14 protein-coding genes, 1 tRNA gene and 1 pseudogene are annotated in these 17,988 nt (G+C 35.0%); 5 read left to right on the plus strand and 11 right to left on the minus strand.

The features are described from left to right. Positions 1–118: 118 nt before the first annotated feature. From ACGH47_RS06010 to ACGH47_RS06025, 4 genes are all read right to left on the minus strand, one after another. Positions 119–424 carry a hypothetical protein gene (locus tag ACGH47_RS06010; protein WP_267359819.1) on the minus strand — a complete coding sequence of 102 codons (306 nt, stop codon included), beginning with the start codon at positions 422–424 and terminating at the stop codon, positions 119–121. A 26-nt stretch (positions 425–450) separates the two neighbouring features. Beyond that, a complete protein-coding gene (locus tag ACGH47_RS06015) occupies positions 451–870 on the minus strand; it encodes a hypothetical protein (protein WP_065557711.1) in 420 nt (139 codons plus the stop codon). A gap of 37 nt (positions 871–907) precedes the next feature. Next, entirely contained in the window at positions 908–2,449 is a 1,542-nt protein-coding gene (locus ACGH47_RS06020; RefSeq protein WP_411622966.1) for a phage tail tube protein, read from the minus strand. Positions 2,450–3,335: 886 nt separating this feature from the next. Continuing rightward, a tRNA-Ile gene (locus ACGH47_RS06025) sits at positions 3,336–3,412 on the minus strand. 221 nt (positions 3,413–3,633) lie between these two features. Here ACGH47_RS06025 and ACGH47_RS06030 point away from each other — a divergent pair. After that, entirely contained in the window at positions 3,634–3,993 is a 360-nt protein-coding gene (locus tag ACGH47_RS06030) for a DUF4156 domain-containing protein (protein WP_065557704.1), read from the plus strand. Between the two features lie 53 nt (positions 3,994–4,046). On the opposite strand, the gene serC is transcribed toward ACGH47_RS06030, so the two are convergent. From serC to ACGH47_RS06060, 6 genes and pseudogenes are all read right to left on the minus strand, one after another. After that, positions 4,047–5,132 carry a 3-phosphoserine/phosphohydroxythreonine transaminase gene (gene serC, locus ACGH47_RS06035; protein WP_267359831.1) on the minus strand — a complete coding sequence of 362 codons (1,086 nt, stop codon included), beginning with the start codon at positions 5,130–5,132 and terminating at the stop codon, positions 4,047–4,049. Between the two features lie 199 nt (positions 5,133–5,331). Continuing rightward, complete coding sequence (gene argH / locus ACGH47_RS06040; RefSeq protein WP_267359833.1) at positions 5,332–6,708, minus strand: argininosuccinate lyase; 1,377 nt, start codon at positions 6,706–6,708, stop codon at positions 5,332–5,334. 291 nt (positions 6,709–6,999) lie between these two features. Further along, a pseudogene (locus ACGH47_RS06045) lies at positions 7,000–8,217 on the minus strand (argininosuccinate synthase); the annotation flags it as partial. 122 nt (positions 8,218–8,339) lie between these two features. Beyond that, positions 8,340–9,119 (minus strand): acetylglutamate kinase, encoded by a 780-nt coding sequence (gene argB / locus ACGH47_RS06050; RefSeq protein WP_267352278.1) that lies wholly within the window; start codon positions 9,117–9,119, stop codon positions 8,340–8,342. A 71-nt stretch (positions 9,120–9,190) separates the two neighbouring features. Further along, positions 9,191–10,201, minus strand: coding sequence for an N-acetyl-gamma-glutamyl-phosphate reductase (gene argC, locus ACGH47_RS06055; protein ID WP_267359836.1), 1,011 nt, complete (start codon positions 10,199–10,201; stop codon positions 9,191–9,193). A gap of 182 nt (positions 10,202–10,383) precedes the next feature. Beyond that, positions 10,384–11,847 (minus strand): aminoacyl-histidine dipeptidase, encoded by a 1,464-nt coding sequence (locus tag ACGH47_RS06060; RefSeq protein ID WP_411622967.1) that lies wholly within the window; start codon positions 11,845–11,847, stop codon positions 10,384–10,386. 150 nt (positions 11,848–11,997) lie between these two features. Here ACGH47_RS06060 and gpt point away from each other — a divergent pair, with 150 nt between their 5' ends. The 4 genes from gpt (at position 11,998) to proA (ending at position 16,391) form a co-directional block, all read left to right on the plus strand. Next, positions 11,998–12,531, plus strand: coding sequence for a xanthine phosphoribosyltransferase (gene gpt / locus ACGH47_RS06065; RefSeq protein ID WP_220217131.1), 534 nt, complete (start codon positions 11,998–12,000; stop codon positions 12,529–12,531). Positions 12,532–12,561: 30 nt separating this feature from the next. Further along, positions 12,562–13,818 (plus strand): esterase FrsA, encoded by a 1,257-nt coding sequence (frsA, locus tag ACGH47_RS06070; RefSeq protein WP_411622968.1) that lies wholly within the window; start codon positions 12,562–12,564, stop codon positions 13,816–13,818. 24 nt (positions 13,819–13,842) lie between these two features. Continuing rightward, complete coding sequence (proB, locus tag ACGH47_RS06075) at positions 13,843–14,955, plus strand: glutamate 5-kinase (RefSeq protein ID WP_411622969.1); 1,113 nt, start codon at positions 13,843–13,845, stop codon at positions 14,953–14,955. Positions 14,956–15,137: 182 nt separating this feature from the next. After that, on the plus strand, positions 15,138–16,391 hold the full coding sequence (gene proA, locus ACGH47_RS06080; RefSeq protein ID WP_411622970.1) for a glutamate-5-semialdehyde dehydrogenase: 1,254 nt from the start codon (positions 15,138–15,140) through the stop codon (positions 16,389–16,391). 48 nt (positions 16,392–16,439) lie between these two features. On the opposite strand, the gene yegQ is transcribed toward proA, so the two are convergent. Beyond that, positions 16,440–17,783 carry a tRNA 5-hydroxyuridine modification protein YegQ gene (gene yegQ, locus ACGH47_RS06085; RefSeq protein ID WP_411622971.1) on the minus strand — a complete coding sequence of 448 codons (1,344 nt, stop codon included), beginning with the start codon at positions 17,781–17,783 and terminating at the stop codon, positions 16,440–16,442. Positions 17,784–17,988 lie beyond the last annotated feature (205 nt).

A 17,988-nucleotide genomic window follows, 5' to 3' on the forward strand; every position in this document is an offset into this window, starting at 1 on the left:
AATAGTAGTAGTTATACAAGTTCATTTTAGCCTTATATAACCACTCTATTTTCAATAAAAAATTTAATGAACTAAGCTTAATAAAGATGAATAATCATCTACTTTTAAAAAATGTTACTTAGTTTTTTGATTTAAAAGCCCGATTAACATGTTTTAAATTTACCTTATCCATTTCACGTATTAGATAAACAAAATCATTCGTATCTTCATTATCTAATTGATAAAACCGAGCGTATTCAATGATTGCTAACCATGAAATAGGTGTTGGGCCCATTGAATGTGAACGTGTCGTATCTAAATCGAGAAAAGCTTGATAGTAAAATTCAAGATGTTCGTCAAGTTCGGGTTTATTTTTGATTTTATCTGGAAGTGCTTGTCCCATTTGTTGAGACATTCTGATGATATCTTCGTCCTTTCCATTCATATCAAGTTGATATTCAAGGACTTCAATTAGTTTTTTATATCTTTTTCCAGCTCAACCGTTTTAAATAAATCAATATCACTTGCTTGTGCAATTAAATCATTAAATAAATCAGGCAATTGAGTTAAAAGTTTGATGGCATTTTCAGAAGTGAAAGGTATAATTTTATTGTCACGTCCTTGTATGTTTTCCCAGCCTCTTAGTACACCACCAACAAAAGCTTGCATCGAAATTTCAATGACTTTATCTTCTGGCAAAGAATCTAACTGTATTTGTCTTTTGTATTGTTTAGTTAGTTTTTTGATTAACATCGAGTATTTAGAATTTACGCCTCCCATTCGGGCTAAATAGAACGTTGGAATTGTTCCATCTTTATTGGCTCCATAAGTCACTGGAACCCCATCTTTTTCTTTATTTCTATCTGTTTCAAATTGTTCAAATAAACTCATTTTTTTCTCCTAAAAAGCACAATTATGATTAATATGATTAAGCGTTAACATATGGCATTGCAGAATCAGGAAGGTATTCAAATGTTTGATACATCATTGTGTAACCATGTTTGTTTTCCGCCCCTGTTTTCTCAAGTGGTATCGTAATTTTCTGATCTTTTTCTATATTAGGCATACCACCACTTAACGCTAATAAAGGAATGTCAAAAATGACCCCTGAATTTTCCGCAGCTAAAATTGTCGAAAAGCCAACATCTGCGTTGTTTCGAATCGCTTCTATCGCATCAACCGAAGAAAAGTATGCGGTAATTGATCCAGTTACACTAAAATTACCAACAGATACGTCAAAACTCCCTAAAATTCCAAGTCCTTTAACTCCTGTAACACCATTAGAAATAGCTAAACTGGAATCAGTAACATAAGCAAATAAAGCACTTGGTGTTGAACTTTTCGTATCATTGATACTTAATTTTTGTCGATAAATATTAGAAGTTGCGTTAAAAGGTGATGATTTATCACATTCTAAACGTTCACCTATAATTCGATCCTTCCCTTTTTTCGTGAAAGAATTACATCCAACATAATTCAAATCTGCAGTAACATATTGCGCTGACCCCATATTAATGGTTAATTCATTTGCAACTGCCCCATTAACGTATTGGGCTTGAATTTCGTTATTAACTGAACCGAGTGTTCGTTCAAAACAATAGGTTTTTTTAACAATTTTATTTTGTTCTTTTTCATTTTTAATTACCGTTCCAAAATAGATTTCTAATTTAATATTAGCACCGGTATCATTTTCAGGCACAAAGTCGGTATCATCAAAAGTTATTGTTTTCGCAGTAATTTCGGTTATTCTTGCCCAACCTCTATTTTTTGGAAAATAAGAGTCCGATGCATCACCACCAACCCAAATCCATTCACCTTCAATTAATCCGAGTTTAGTTAAATCAGTCGAAGTGGAAACCAATTTAGGTAATGTTCCTTTTTTAACTTCCATTGAACAACTACCTGAGCTAAATTTAAAACCTACAGCAGAAATTTTTGCGCTAGCTGGCGGATTCAATTCTTCTATTTGTGGTGTACTTGAGTTAGTTGAAATATTGTTATCAGAGCAAGAAGATACAATTTTTAAACCATTGTTTGCAAAATTGCTAAACCCTGAAGCATGAATAATCGTGCCTGTCAGTAATTTTTGCGGTAATTTATGACTATCTGGAAAATTATAACCTTTTGATACACTCTTAATAGGTAATGTTTTACCGCTAAGTGATTGAGTTGTAAATTTTTCTCTTGCTTCTGCAAACATGAAGCCTCGCATTAGCCATGGAAAAATATTTTTAGTCATATCAAGGCTAAAACCTGCTGAAGCATCAATATCAACAATTTTACCCTTTTGATTTTGTCGTGAAGGATTGATCGTTTCTCGCTGTAGTAAGGTTGTAGAACCGCCGAAATCACTATAGCTATTTACTTCGATACCATGCCAAACAGGATTGCTAGGAAGTATTTTTAAATCATCTTCTTCTGCGATGTATAAACTTGTAACATTACTGTCAATTGTTTTTGTTGTATTCATATTATTTCCTAATTAATTAAATGTTTTAGTTGTATTTGCAAAATAACAATTGAAAATATTGCTATTTTGCGGTGGTTGATTATCAGAATTTCTAAATAAATCGTTAGAATTGAGGCTATCAATTCATCTAATATACTGATGAGATTTCTGATTTAATTTTTTGAGATTGTATTATTAGAAAGTTGTTGAGAGTTTGAATAAACTCACGATGGAGATGATGTTTAAGGTTTAAATCTAAAAATTGAAAACGTTACTTATGTTAACTTAAAAAGTTGTAAGAAAAGATATAACATCTTTTTTATACTGATGACACTGTTAGTAAGATAAAATTAATTATTTGTTTACGTTTTTTGAAAACCTCCTTTTTAAATAATTTGGCATTGATCATATAAAAAATAAATCTGAAATATTTTATAAACTATCAATTTCATTTCTATCAACTAAAAAACGGGAAATTATTATTTTAGTAACCCATTAATGTTTTCGAGAAATAAAAAAGCCCCACTATTTATAGCGGGGCTTTAAATAAAATTATCTTAGTTTAGGTTAATTATACACCAAAAATGTACGGTGTCAATTAATCAGGCTAAATTATCGGTTTTATTTAATTAAAAATACATATACCTTATTAAAATAAAATAGATAACTATATGATTATAAATATATTAAATTAATAAAATAATTTTTTAAACATAAGTTCAATTTTCGTTTATGCTAAAAATAAATTGCCGATAAAGCTCACATTACTAATTTTAAATGATTCAACTTAAAGTTCTAACTTTCGAATCAGAATTGATAAAAAAGATGAATGCTTTTACAGTTAGATATGGATGACTTAATAAATAATGGTTTTTTGAACGTTTATAAATTTGCTTGATTCTTATGATGGTGGCCCCTACTGGACTTGAACCAGTGACCAATCGATTATGAGTCGACTGCTCTGACCAACTGAGCTAAGGGGCCTTTAGTGATGTGCTACTAAGTTAGTAGGGTTGCGATTATAATAGAGTTAAATCGATTTTGCTATAGTTAAATGCATAAATTAAGTCGGTTTGCTTATTTCTTAATCTTTAATCTATTGGATACTTTGGATTTTAATAACTGATATTTTTAAACCCATTAACCTGTTACAATGTTTTAGGTTATAATTAATGTTCTGTTGTTCTAATGGCTGAGGAAATATTATGTCTTGCAAAAAATTATTATTAGTTAGTTTAACAGTGTCTACAGCGTTATTTTTAAATGCATGTAGTAATTCTCAATATGAGCTTACCCAAGCTGGACGACAAGTTCAGTTTGTTGATACTAAACCAACGGCTAATTGCCAACTGTTAGGTAAAGCTGAAGGACGTCGTGGAACATTTTTTTCTGGTACAAAAACACATAGCGAACTGATACGTGATGCTGCATCTGATTTGATGAACAAAGCTGCCGCTATGGGGGGAAATGTGATATATGATGCTCAAGATGCATCATTACAATATATCTCAGATGTTGCACCAACTGATGCGGTTATGGTTGGTGATGTTTATCGTTGTAATTAAGATTGATTAAAAGGGGAAGTACTCCCCTTTTTTATTCACAAAATAAATTTTAATTATCCATTTTGAGCTTCAAATTGTTTCATAAACTCAATTAAGTAATTCACACCTTCAATATCCATCGCATTATAAATTGATGCTCGCATTCCACCGGCAATACGATGCCCTTTTATACCAATAATATTGGCTTGCGTTGCTTCACTAACAAACTTTTTATCTAACTCTTCATTGGGTGATAAAAACGTTACATTCATGATGGATCGATTATTTTTTGCCACAGTGTTTCGATAAAAGTCTGACTGATCAATAAATTGATAAAGTTGTTGCGCTTTAGCATGATTGCGTTTTGCCATCGCTTCTAATCCGCCAAGTTTTTTAATCCATTTAAAAACTAGACCTGACATATACCAAGCAAAGGTTGGCGGAGTATTAAACATAGAATCGTAATCGTTCAACACTTTATAGTCTAAAACGGAAGGCAGAATAGATTTAGCATGACCAAGAAGATCTTCTCGGACAATAACAATGGTAATACCTGAAGGACCTATATTTTTTTGGGCACCTGCATAAATGATACCATAACGGCTAACATCAATAGGTTGAGATAGAATACAAGAAGAAAAATCAGCCACTACAATTTTATCGTCAAAATTAGGTTCTTCAAATATTTCGACACCATCAATGGTTTCATTTGGGCAATAATGGACATATGCCGAATCACTATTTAAATGCCAATCAGACATAGGTTTAACAGATGTAATTCCTGCCTGTTTAATAACAATATTTTGTTCGATAACATTGCAATATTTTTTTGCTTCTTTAGCTGCACATTCACTCCAATATCCACTATTGATGTAATCAGCACTGGTTTTATTCCCTAAAATGTTTAAAGGAACAGCTGCAAATTGTGCGCGAGCCCCACCCTGACAAAATAATATTTTATAATTATTGGGTACTTTTAAAATATCACGCAAATCATTAGTTGCTTCAATCGCACATTGATCAAACTCTTTGCCTCGATGACTTAATTCCATCACCGAAGCGCCCGTATTTTGCCAATTTAATAATTCAGCCTGTGCTTGTTGTAAAACATCAGCAGGTATTTTAGCCGGACCTGCACTAAAGTTATAACTCTTATTCATTGCAATTCACTTTAATCCTTCAAAAAATAGACATACATTTTTACACTGTCTGGCAAGATATACAATCAGATTTTTATCAAGATCTTTTGAATAATCGCCGTCAAATTTGTTTTGTATATTTGATAAGATTATTGAGTAATAAAAACAGTGATAATATAAAAAGCCAGCAAAATACTGGCTCAACAGGTGGGATGACCAATTAAATTGCTAATTGTCGTTTAGCATTTTCAATCGCCATTTTTACTTGGTCTGGTGATACGCCCCCTTTTGCACAACGTTTGGCAAGACAAGATGCTAAAGACAAAATTGGGTAAACATCATTGTCGATTACCGAACTAAACGCTTTTAGTTCTTCTAATGAGAGTTCTTCTAAAGCTTTTTGTTTAGCGATAGCACCGACCACGGCCTCACCCACAATATGATGGGCTTCACGAAATGGTATACCTTTAGCAACTAAATAATCTGCCAGTTCAGTCGCATTTGAATAGCCTTGTTTGGCGGCTTCTCGACATCTATCGTTATTAATTTTGATATCTTCCAATACTAAAGCGGCCATATCTAAGCATTCAAGCCATGTATCTAGAGCATCAAACAGATGTTCTTTATCTTCTTGTAGATCTTTATTATAAGCAAGCGGTAATCCTTTAAAAGTGACCATTGCACCAGTTAAAGCCCCCACAACTCGCCCGACTTTTCCTCGAATTAACTCTAAAGCATCCGGATTTTTCTTTTGAGGCATCAATGAAGAACCCGATGTAACACGATCAGACAATTCAACAAAATTAGCTTCACCGCTATTAAAAATAATCAAATCTTCTGCAAAACGTGATAGATGTACCATACCAATTGAAGCGTTATTTAATAATTCCAGAATATGGTCACGGTCAGAAACAGCGTCTAAACTGTTATTTGTTGCTTGAGCAAACCCTAACCAGCTTGCAAGCTCCTCCCGATCCATTGGATAAGCGGTACCGGCTAGTGCCCCACTACCTAATGGACTCACATCCAAACGTGTTAACGTATCTTGTAAACGGCTTACATCACGCGTTAACATCTCATAATAAGCAAGGCACCAATGCGCAAATGTAATGGGTTGTGCTCGTTGTAAATGGGTGTAACCTGGCATCACAGTATCTTGATGCTTGTCAGCCGTATTAACTAAAGATTGTCTTAAGTGATTAATGGCTGAAATCAACTGTTGAATTTCAGATTTGCACCATAATTTTAAATCAGTAGTGGATTGGTCATTACGACTTCGTCCTGTGTGTAATTTTTTACCAAGATCACCCACTTTTTCAATTAATTTTTGTTCGACCCAACTGTGAATATCTTCAGCATCACTTTCTAAAATTTGATGAGGATTGTGTTGAACACTGACTAATAATTCATTTAAGGCTTTTTCGAGTTTTTTTTGCTCATCATAGGATAAGACACTAACCGTGACCAATGCTTTAGACCAAGCTATAGATCCAATAATATCTTGCTCAGCAAGACGATAATCAAAGCGCAAAGAATCATTAAAATGTTTAAAACGTTGATCTGCTGCTTGGCTAAAACGCCCACCCCATAATGCCATACCTACCTCAAATATTTATTAATCAATTTTAATTGCTAAACAATCTGAATTTATTGTTCTTATTTTGTATAAAATAGCTAACAGACTATAAAAGAGATATATACAGGACATAGCCTATATATATCTTTTATCTCACTTATCTAGATCAATATCAAAAAATTACTTTTCCGATTTTTTTGTTGTTTTAGATTTAGTTACTTCTTTGGTTGCTGCTTTAGCTTTACTCTCCGTTTTTACCTTTTTTGGTGAATCAGATGTTTTTGTAGCAGCTTTAGCTTTTTTAGCTGGCTGTTTTTTCTTCTCTTCATTCAATGCTCGAATGCGTGAAGATAAAGAAAATAATCGAATAAAACCACCAGCATGGCTGTGATCATAAACCTCATCTTCTCCGAATGTAGCAAACTCTTCGCTATATAAGCTATTCGGTGATTTTTTCTGCACTGCGGTAGCACTGCCTTTATAAAGCTTCACCACAACTTCACCTGTCATATCTTCAGCTAATACATCGGCTGCTGCTTGAATAGAGCGACGATAAGGGGCAAACCAACGACCATCATAAACAACATAAGCCATTTCAAGACCTAACTGCTCACGCCATTTGAAACTATCACGATCTAAAATCAACTGCTCAAGCCCTCGCAAAGCGGTCATCATAATGGTACCACCAGGCGTTTCATAACAACCACGTGATTTGATTCCTACTAAACGATTTTCAATAATATCGACCCGACCTACTCCATGTTTAGCACCAATTTTATTCAATGTGGCAACACAGTTGTAAGGCGAAAGTTTTTTACCATTAACTGAAACTACCTCACCTTTTTCAATACCAATAGTCACAAGTTCAGGTTTATTTGGTGCATCTTCAGGAGAAACCGTCCAAGCCCAACAATCTGCGTTTGCTTGATTCCAAGTGCTTTCAAGAACGCCACCTTCGGTTGAGATATGCCAAGCATTTTCATCACGACTGTAAATTTTTTCGACCGTTGCGGTTGTTGGTATTTTTCTTACTTTTAAATAGTCAATTAAGGCTTCACGTGAGCGTAAATCCCACTCACGCCAAGGTGCTATCACTTTTAATTGGGGAGCAAGCGCGGTATAAGTTGTTTCAAAACGAACTTGGTCATTACCTTTACCTGTCGCACCATGGCAAAGCGTATCGGCGCCAACTTCTAACGCATATTCGACTTGTGCTTTAGCAATAATTGGACGTGCCATTGATGTACCAAGATAATAAGTTCCTTCGTATAAAGCACCGGTTTTTAAGACTGGGTAAACATAATCTTTAACAAATTCTTCTCGTAAATCGACCACTTTACATGCTACAGCGCCAGAAGCTTTGGCTTTCTTTTCTACATCTTTCAATTCTTTTGGATCTTGACCGACATTAGCCACTAACGCATAAACTTCACATCCACCATAATTTTCTTTTAACCAAGGAATAATAGCGGATGTATCTAAACCACCTGAATAGGCTAAAACGACCTTTTTTGTGCTACTTTTTTTCATGTTATACCCTTTCTTAATTAACGACGATCGACGAATAAGTTAAAAAATCTTGAAACCTACATCACTTTTTTTCTTAAAACAGTTATAATGATAACCGATGTAATATAATATCTGATCGCTATTTAAGCAATAATTCTTGTGCCCGTTATACCGGATTTTCCATTAAATAATTCAATCAGTTTATCCGGTTCTTTCCAACTTGCTATATCAATTCCCCTGCCTAACGCTTCAGCAGCTTCAAATGCAGAATTAACTTTAACTATCATGCCATCAGTAATCACCCCATTAGCGATAAGTTGATCAGCTTGTGATTGTGTTAATGATTCAATGCGCTGTTTATTCTCATCTAAAACGCCAACTACATCAGAAAGCAAAATTAAATCAGCATCTAATGTTTTAGCTAACGCCACTGCTGCATGATCAGCGTTAACATTCATCATTTGGCCTTCATCTGTTATACCAATTGAACTTACGATCGGCAAATAACCATTTTTTATTAGAAGATTCACTAAAGTTGGATCCCCAGCCTGAGCTTCACCAACATACCCAAGCTCTTCCGAAATCTGCTTAACTTTGACGCTATCACCGTCCGCTAAACAGAGCCCTATACTTGGTATATGCTGTTTTTTAGCTTCAGAGAGTAAAGTGGTATTTGCGCTACCAGCAAGACTACCAACAATCACATCAATTTGATCTGCCGGTGTGACCCTTAATCCATTACGACGAACAACGGGGATCGATAACCTATCCATTAAGGAATCAACGACACTGCCCCCACCGTGTACAATAATTAAAGGACGGTTAAAATTCTGTTTATAATCACGAATAACTAAAAACAATTTATTGAGTGCATCTTTATTATCGAGTAGTACGCCGCCAAGCTTAATAATTAATGGTTTCATTTCAATTCCCTATTAACTTAGATTATCGTTAACCGCTATTCATCTTAATTTATCGATAAATATCCCAATTTTTAAAGTAACGCAGTTGTTTCATCAAAACCAAATCGAATATTCATACACTGCACAGCTTGTGCTGCTGCACCTTTTAATAAGTTATCTTCCACTGAAATTAAAATTAAATGTCGTCCTTTTAAAACAAATCCTATATCACAATAAGGTAATCCAACGACAGCTTTTAAAGCTGGCCAATCTTTTTGATAAACTCTAACTAAAGGCTTATCGCTGTAATACTTATTTAAAGCCGAAAGAATATCATTAGAAGACACATTGGCTTTTACAAGGCAGGTTATCGTTGCGTGAATACCTTGTTTAAAACATCCTAAATGAGGAGTAAAAATGACCTCTTGACCTAGATGCGTTGCAATTTCAGGTTGATGACGATGAGTAAACAATCCATAGGCATGTAAGCTGACTTCACAAAATAAATTATTATGTGAAGGTTTACGCCCTGCACCACTCACGCCACTTACCGCATTGATGACAGGTAATTGCGATTTATCTATTAAATCTTCTTCTATTAATGGTTTTAAAGGTAACAAACTGGCCGTTGGATAACAACCGGGAACGGCAATTAATTTTGCTTGTTTAATTGCCTTAAAATTCCATTCGGCTAAACCATAAATCGCTTGGTCTAACCATTGTTGATGTTGATGAGTAAAACCATAAAAATCTTGATAAAATGAGGAAGAATTAACACGAAAAGCACCCGACAAATCAAAAACCGTACAGTCGTGCTCTAAAAAATACGGGGCGATAGCATGACTGACAGCATGCTCAGTTGCCAAAAATACTAAATCGATATCATTAATTAAAAAAGAATAATCTGAGGTTGCAATCAAAGGTAAATCAACCACCCCTTTTAATTGAGGATGAAGATTATAGTCTGAGATAAGCTTTCCCCCATCTTGACTATTTTCTGAAACCGTTAAAGCAACAAGTTCAACATGTGGGTGTTTAGTCAAGTAATAGGCTAATTTTGCACCTGCATAACCACTCGCTCCAACAATAACCGCTTTTAACATACCATTCCTATAATTTATTATTAAATAATGAATATATAGTAGGTTATTTATTAAACCGACACAAGTCCTAAAATGAATTTTTATTCACTTTTTATGAATTTAATTTCATTTATCGATTTAAAGTAATGTTTAAGACAGTTAAAAACCTGCCGACGACGATCCGCAGGTTTTTTAAATTGATACTATTTTAAAAGTGTTGCTGATTTTAAAATTGCAATAAGTAGATCCCAATAACGATGAACGCTTTGAATATTCACTTTTTCATCAGGAGAATGAGGAGATACAATTGTTGGCCCAATCGAAATCATATCCATATCAGGATAAGATTGCTTAAATAGACCACATTCTAGCCCAGCATGTATTACCATAATTTTTGCTTTTTGCGAAAAAAGTTCATGATATTTGTCTTTTGCAAGTTGCAACAAACTAGAATCTAATGTCGGTTCCCAACCAGAATAACCGCCACTAATTTCATAATTTGCATTGACTAATTGACTCAATGAAATTAAGGTCGAAACAACCGCATCTTTAGCAGAATCTACTTGTGAACGGATTAAGAAATTTACATAGAGTTGATTCTCTTTGATATTCACAATGCCTAAATTTAAAGATGTTTCAACGACGCCATGTATTTGATTACTCATTCTCACCACACCATTTGGTGCTGAGTTCAACCAATTGATGATTTTGATTTGATGCTCGGTTGTTAACACACGTCTAACTTTAGTTTCATCAACATCACTCAAATTTATTTCAATATTTGGTTCAACGCTACCTAATTCGTTTTTTAAGGTCGATTTGTATTGCTGAATGATTGACTCAAGCTTAGGTAAATCTTGTTTATTCAATGAAATTTCGGCAAATGCTTCTCTTGGGATTGCATTTCGTAATGATCCACCTTGTATATCCGCCAATCGAAATGAAAAATCCTGAGCATACTCAGCCAAAAACCTTGCCATAAGTTTAATGGCATTACCTCGCCCAAGATGAATATCACACCCAGAATGCCCACCTTTTAAACCTTTTAATGAGATACGCATATAACAATCATGTTTTTCAGGCATAACAGCATAAGTAATCGCAAACGTTGTGGTAAAATCAACGCCTCCAGCGCATCCTGTAAATATTTCACCTTCATCTTCAGAATCGGTATTAATTAAATATTTGCTTTTAAGCCAATTAGGTTGAAGACCAAATGCGCCATGCATACCGGTCTCTTCTGATGTGGTAACAAGCACTTCTAACGGCCCATGCTCAACAGTCGGATCAATTAAAACAGCTAATGCCGAAGCCAGCCCAACACCATTATCAGCTCCTAAAGTTGTTCCTTTAGCTTTGACCCATTCACCGTCAACATAAGCTTGAATAGGATCAGTCAAAAAATCGTGTACTGTGCCTTCATTTTTTTGAGGAACCATATCCATATGGGCTTGTAACGCAATTGAAGGACAATGTTCTAAACCTTTGGTTGCTGGTTTTGATAGCAAAATATTTCCTGCTTTATCGATTTGATAAGCAATATGATGAGAATTGGCAAAATCAACAATATATTTAGTTATCATTTGTTCATGATGTGAAGGATGTGGAATTTTACAAATATCATTAAAAATCTGCCAAGTAAATTTTGGCTCTAATGTGGAAAGCATAATATATCCTCAATATTAAGTGAGTAATTAATTAATGAGTGGTTTTTTTTGTGTAATCGCTCTATAATAAAGTGCAATTTTACATCTATTTTTAGTCCATTAATATTAATTTATTATATTTACACATTCGATTAAAATTGCGAGTTACTCATGTCAATAGAACAAAATTTAACTGAAGAAGAAATTAAAGCTAAAAAACAGCATAAAGCTGAAATCATCGCTGAAAAAGAAAAATTCAACGTTACCTGGGAAATGTTACAAGCCTATGGACGTCAACTTTCAAAACGTTTATTACCCGCAAATCAATGGAAAGGCATTATTGCAGTAAGCCGTGGTGGTTTAGTACCAGCTGCGATTCTTGCTCGAGAATTAAGCATTCGTTATGTTGATACTGTCTGTATTTCAAGCTATGATCATGATCATCAACGTGAAAAACTGATTCTTAAACAAGCTAACGGTGATGGTGAAGGTTTTATTGTTGTTGATGATTTAGTTGATACCGGTAACACCGCTCACACCATTCGTGATATGTATCCTAAAGCACGATTTGTCACTATTTTTGCAAAACCGGCTGGTAAACCTCTTGTTGATGATTATGTTGTAGATATTGAACAAGATACTTGGATTGAACAGCCTTGGGATACCGGTGTCATGTTTGTTAAACCAATTAGTGATCATGAATAATTAATCTACCATAAGGGATAATTGGCTGTTATGTCAGCGACTAAAAATCTATCAGAACAAATATTTAAACAGCAATATGATTATCCAGAAACTTCGGGGCTTATTAATCGTATTGATTACAGTGACGGTAGTAGTATTAGTCCGTTAGACGGCGACCTAGATTCAAGATGGTATAGAATTATCAATCCCATTTTGTGGTTTTGGCGTGGTTTGCCAAAGCTTGAAGTTGAAGCAGTTTTATCACGAATTGCTGCTTCAACTAAAAAACACACCAATGATAAATGGTTAGATTCAGTTATTGGTTATCAACCGGGTAACTGGATTTACGAATTTTTGAATCAAGCTGCTGAATGGTCAGCAAAAGCCGATGCAATCGATCCCACCAATTTAAGCGAAGACGATAAAAAAAACCTAAATACTTTTTATTTGATTGCAAGCGAATATGCAAGTATTGCAAGCTATCCTCATTTTAAAAATGACAAGTTAGCGATGTATGCCCAAACATGTGCATATCAAGCTTATACAAAAGCACTCAATTATTCCCCTTATAAGATTAAAGTACTTGAATTCAAAGTTGAAGATCGGAATATCAAAACGCTACTTCATTTACCTAAAACTGAAGGTACATGCCCTGTCGTTGTGATCTGTAATGCACTTGGTAATTTGCAAATTGATTTTTATCGATATTTTAGTGAATATTTAGCACCGCAAGGCATTGCGATGTTAACTGTGGATTTACCCAGTGTTGGATACAGTCGTAACTTCACTTTAACTCAAAATAGTAGTCAGATTCATCAAGCCATTATTGAGCAACTTTCTACCGTGCCTTGGGTGGATAATAATCGTTTAATTGTGGCAGGTTTTCGTTTTGGTTCGCATATTGCAACACGATTAACCTATTTGATGCCAAATAAAATAAAAGGATTATTTAATTTTACACCTTTTGTTCATCAAATTTTCACTGATAAAGAACTACAAAAGAATCTACCTAATAGCTACAAAGATATGCTAGCTAGCCGTTTGGGATTACCGCTAATATCCAACCAGCAATTAGCCGCCGAATTAAATTATTTCTCACTGAAAAATCAGGGTCTTTTAACTCGAGCTTGCCCAGTTCCTGTGATGAATATTATTTTCGAAAATGATGTGCTTAGTACCTTAACTGAAGCAAAACTTATTCATTCAGCCAAGCAAAATAAAATTATCACTATTCCAAAAACACCATTACAAAAAAGTTTACATCAAGCATTAACACAATCAGTAACATGGATGAAGTCTATTTTGTAATACCAGTATAAAATGAGTATTGTTATGACTAACATAAAACAGCAAGTTGTCGTGGTTAAATTGGGTACAAGCGTATTAACAAGTGGGACAAAACAGCTAGATCGTGCACGGATAGTAGAATTAATACGACAATGTGCAATCTTACATCAAGAAGGTCATAAAGTTATTATTGTAACGTCAGGTGCGATTGCTGCCGGACGAGAGTATTTAAACTACCCTAACCTACCTAATACGGTTGCATCAAAACAATTACTTGCTTCTGTAGGTCAAAGTAAACTCATCCAACTGTGGGAACAACTGTTTTCTATTTATAAAATTTACATTGGTCAAATGCTATTAACACGTGCAGATTTAGAAGATCGTGAAAGATTCCTAAATGCTCAAGATGTGTTAAAAGCAATGTTGGATAACCAAATTGTACCCGTTATCAATGAAAATGATGCGGTAGCAACAGCGGAAATTAAAGTTGGCGATAATGATAATTTATCTGCACTTGCCGCTATTTTAGCTGAAGCCGATAAACTTATTTTATTAACTGATATCGAAGGTTTATATACTGCCGATCCTAGATCAGATCAAAACGCTAAATTAATTTCAGAAATCGAACAGATCGACGATCATTTGCGTAGTATCGCAGGCGATAGTGTTTCAGGGTTAGGTACCGGTGGAATGAGCACAAAAATACAAGCTGCTGAAGTCGCAGGAAGTGCCGGTATCGAAGTTGTTATAGCGGCAGGAAACAGACCCAATGTAATTATCGATATCATGAATAATAAATCGGTTGGCACTCGTTTTCTTGCTCAAAAAACACCATTAGAACATCGCAAACATTGGATATTTGGTGCACCGATAGCAGGAAAACTTATATTAGATGACGGTGCAGTGAATGCAATTTTAAATAATGGAAGCTCCCTTTTACCAAAAGGAATTATAAAAGTTGCACAAACCTTTTCACGTGGTGAAGTGGTTGATATATGCGATAAATCAGGCAAATCCATTGCCCGAGGAGTCAGTCGTTATAATAGCGATGCACTACAACAGATCGCAGGACATCACTCATTGGAAATTAGCCAAATTATTGGCTATGAATATGGTTCAGTTGCCGTTCATCGAAATGATATGATTATTAAAGCATAATTTATTAGCAATCTTATTTAAATACAATACACTAATAATTATTAGGCTTAATAATTAAGATAAAATCAATTGATTTAAATTCATAAATACCAATAATAAAGTAGAAAATCAGCATAATGCTTTAAACGTATATTATGCGCTTAACCAATATTAAGAATTAAAAAATCTATAAAGGTCTCATCATGTTAAACCAAATCGGAAAAGCAGCAAAACAAGCTGCATACCAATTAGCACAATGCCCTACTGCTACGAAAAATAAAGTACTTACGGTCATTGCCGATTTATTAGAAGCACAAAGTACCCTGATTCTAACAGCTAATGCGCACGATATAAAATTAGCAAAAGAACAAGGCTTAAGTGATGCTATTGTTGATCGTCTACTGCTAACCCCTGAGCGATTATCATCGATTGCCAATGATGTTCGTAAAGTTATCACATTGAAGGATCCTATAGGTGAAATTATTGATGGGTCAACGTTAGAAAGTGGTTTAAAGTTACAACGTAAAAGAGTGCCATTAGGTGTAATTGGTGTTATTTATGAAGCTCGTCCAAATGTAACCATTGATATCACCTCGCTTTGCTTAAAAACAGGTAACGCAGCGATACTCAGAGGTGGCAAAGAAACGCTTAAAACTAATATGGCGATTATTTCCGTTATCCAACAAGCCTTATCACAAGTTGGATTACCACAAACCGCCATACAATATATAGACAATCTTGACCGAAAATATATTAACGAATTACTTAAACTCGACAAGTACATTGATATGATTATTCCAAGAGGTGGCGTGGCACTACATCAGTTATGCCGTGAACAATCTACTATACCTGTCATTACAGGGGGTATTGGTGTCTGTCATATTTTTGTTGATGAAAGTGCTGATTTTGATAAAGCGCTAGCCATTATTATTAATGCTAAAACACAGCGCCCTAGCACTTGTAATACGCTGGAAACATTATTAGTTCATCATAAAATTGCGCCAATGTTCATGCCGATATTAAGCCAAATAATGACGGATAATGAGGTTACCTTACATGCAGATAAGCGCACAATTGAAATGTTAAACTCAAATAAAGCTAATGTGTATCCGATAAAAGATGAAGAGTTACGTCAAGAATGGCTATCAAAAGACCTTAATGTTGTTATCGTCGATTCCCTCGAAAATGCAATAGAACATATACGAGAATATGGAAGTGGTCATTCAGAATCAATCTTAACCCGTAACCTAATACATGCGGAACAATTTGTTAATCAAGTCGATGCAGCAGCGGTATATGTCAACGCCTCGACACGTTTTACCGACGGTGGACAATTTGGCTTAGGCGCTGAAGTGGCTGTAAGTACTCAAAAATTACATGCCAGAGGCCCTATGGGACTTGAAGCACTAACAACCTATAAATGGATAGGTATTGGGGATGATTTAATTCGTCAATAAAATCTGTATCAACTGTTCAGTAACACCTGACAGTTGATACTTCAATATTTAGTCAAAATTACGCATTAATAATGCATAATTTAAGTCGATTTCTTCTGGGATAGGGATATAAACAATATGCCCATCACCTAATCCCGCAGGTACTGGTTGCCCTTTTTTATTCTCCATACGTTCAATAGTAAAAGTCATGTTACCTTTTGGTGTCATCATCTCAACACTATCACCCACTGAAAACTTATTCTTAACAATAATTTCTGCTAAACCATTTAGACGTTCACCACTAAATTCCCCCACAAACTGTTGTCTGTCGGATACCGAATGACTGTGAACATAATTTTGCATATCTTCATGCTTATGACGACGCAAAAAGCCTTCGGTATAACCGCGATGCGCTAAAGAATCAAGTTCAGCCAACAAACGAGGATCAAATGGCTTACCTTCGCTTGCAGCATCTATCGCTTGACGATACACTTGTGCCGTTCTTGCACAGTAATAAAAGGACTTGGTACGCCCCTCAATTTTCAATGAGTGGACACCTATTTTAGTCAAATCTTCTACTAGTTCTACTGCTCTTAAATCTTTAGAATTCATGATATAAGTACCATGCTCATCTTCGAATGCTTGCATGTATTCACCGGGTCGACCAGATTCTTCTAACATAAATACTTTATTTGTTGTTTGACCAATGCCAAGTGTAGGTTCAACTTGTTGTACCGGTATGGGTTCACATTTATGAACAATCTGCCCGACTTCATCTTCTTTTCCTTCGGCAACTTTGTATTCCCAACGGCATGCGTTAGTACATGTACCTTGGTTAGAATCTCGTTTATTAATATAACCAGACAACAGACAACGCCCAGAATATGCCATACAAAGTGCACCATGGATAAACACTTCTAATTCCATCTCAGGAACTTTTTCACGTATTTCGGCAATCTCATCAAGAGACAGCTCTCGAGATAACACAACACGTGTTAATCCCATTTGATGCCAAAATTTAACGGTTGCCCAGTTAACAGCATTGGATTGTACCGATAAATGAATTTCCATTTCCGGAAAATGCTCACGAACAAGCATAATTAAACCCGGATCAGACATAATGAAGGCATCGGGTTTCATATTGACAATAGGTTCAAGATCACGAATAAACGTTTTAAGTTTCGAATTATGAGGTGCAATATTCACCACCACATAAAACTTTTTGCCCTGTGCGTGGGCTTCGTTAATGCCGATAGCTAAATTTTCATGATTAAATTCATTATTGCGAACACGCAAACTATAACGAGGTTGACCGGCGTAAACCGCATCTGCACCATAAGCAAACGCATAACGCATATTTTTAAGAGAACCGGCAGGCGAAAGTAACTCAGGTTTTGGGTATAAATTTGTCATTAAAAAATGCCTCTGATTTCAAGTCAGTATTACTCAGCAGTAATAGGTTAAGCAAAATAGGTGGGCATTTTACGCTTTAGGCTAGAGCTTGGCAAATTTATTTAAAGATGAACTTAACAAATCCTAACTTGATAGGATTTAATACGATTTTCATCAAAAATGATGATTAAAATCAAATCAAATTGTTCAAATAACTAATTCTTTA

Origin of the sequence: Gilliamella sp. CG16, assembly GCF_046635785.1 — a bacterium.
Taxonomy (GTDB): Bacteria; Pseudomonadota; Gammaproteobacteria; order Enterobacterales; family Orbaceae; genus Gilliamella; species Gilliamella apicola_I.

Excerpts from the sequence above, each read along its gene's own strand:
- ACGH47_RS06010 (WP_267359819.1), bottom strand. The coding sequence starts at position 424 with ATGAATGGAAAGGACGAAGATATCATCAGAATGTCTCAACAAATGGGA.
- ACGH47_RS06015 (WP_065557711.1), bottom strand. The coding sequence starts at position 870 with ATGAGTTTATTTGAACAATTTGAAACAGATAGAAATAAAGAAAAAGAT.
- ACGH47_RS06020 (WP_411622966.1), bottom strand. The coding sequence starts at position 2,449 with ATGAATACAACAAAAACAATTGACAGTAATGTTACAAGTTTATACATC.
- ACGH47_RS06030 (WP_065557704.1), top strand. The coding sequence starts at position 3,634 with ATGTCTTGCAAAAAATTATTATTAGTTAGTTTAACAGTGTCTACAGCG.
- serC (WP_267359831.1), bottom strand. The coding sequence starts at position 5,132 with ATGAATAAGAGTTATAACTTTAGTGCAGGTCCGGCTAAAATACCTGCT.
- argH (WP_267359833.1), bottom strand. The coding sequence starts at position 6,708 with ATGGCATTATGGGGTGGGCGTTTTAGCCAAGCAGCAGATCAACGTTTT.
- argB (WP_267352278.1), bottom strand. The coding sequence starts at position 9,119 with ATGAAACCATTAATTATTAAGCTTGGCGGCGTACTACTCGATAATAAA.
- argC (WP_267359836.1), bottom strand. The coding sequence starts at position 10,201 with ATGTTAAAAGCGGTTATTGTTGGAGCGAGTGGTTATGCAGGTGCAAAA.
- ACGH47_RS06060 (WP_411622967.1), bottom strand. The coding sequence starts at position 11,847 with ATGCTTTCCACATTAGAGCCAAAATTTACTTGGCAGATTTTTAATGAT.
- gpt (WP_220217131.1), top strand. The coding sequence starts at position 11,998 with ATGTCAATAGAACAAAATTTAACTGAAGAAGAAATTAAAGCTAAAAAA.
- frsA (WP_411622968.1), top strand. The coding sequence starts at position 12,562 with ATGTCAGCGACTAAAAATCTATCAGAACAAATATTTAAACAGCAATAT.
- proB (WP_411622969.1), top strand. The coding sequence starts at position 13,843 with ATGACTAACATAAAACAGCAAGTTGTCGTGGTTAAATTGGGTACAAGC.
- proA (WP_411622970.1), top strand. The coding sequence starts at position 15,138 with ATGTTAAACCAAATCGGAAAAGCAGCAAAACAAGCTGCATACCAATTA.
- yegQ (WP_411622971.1), bottom strand. The coding sequence starts at position 17,783 with ATGACAAATTTATACCCAAAACCTGAGTTACTTTCGCCTGCCGGTTCT.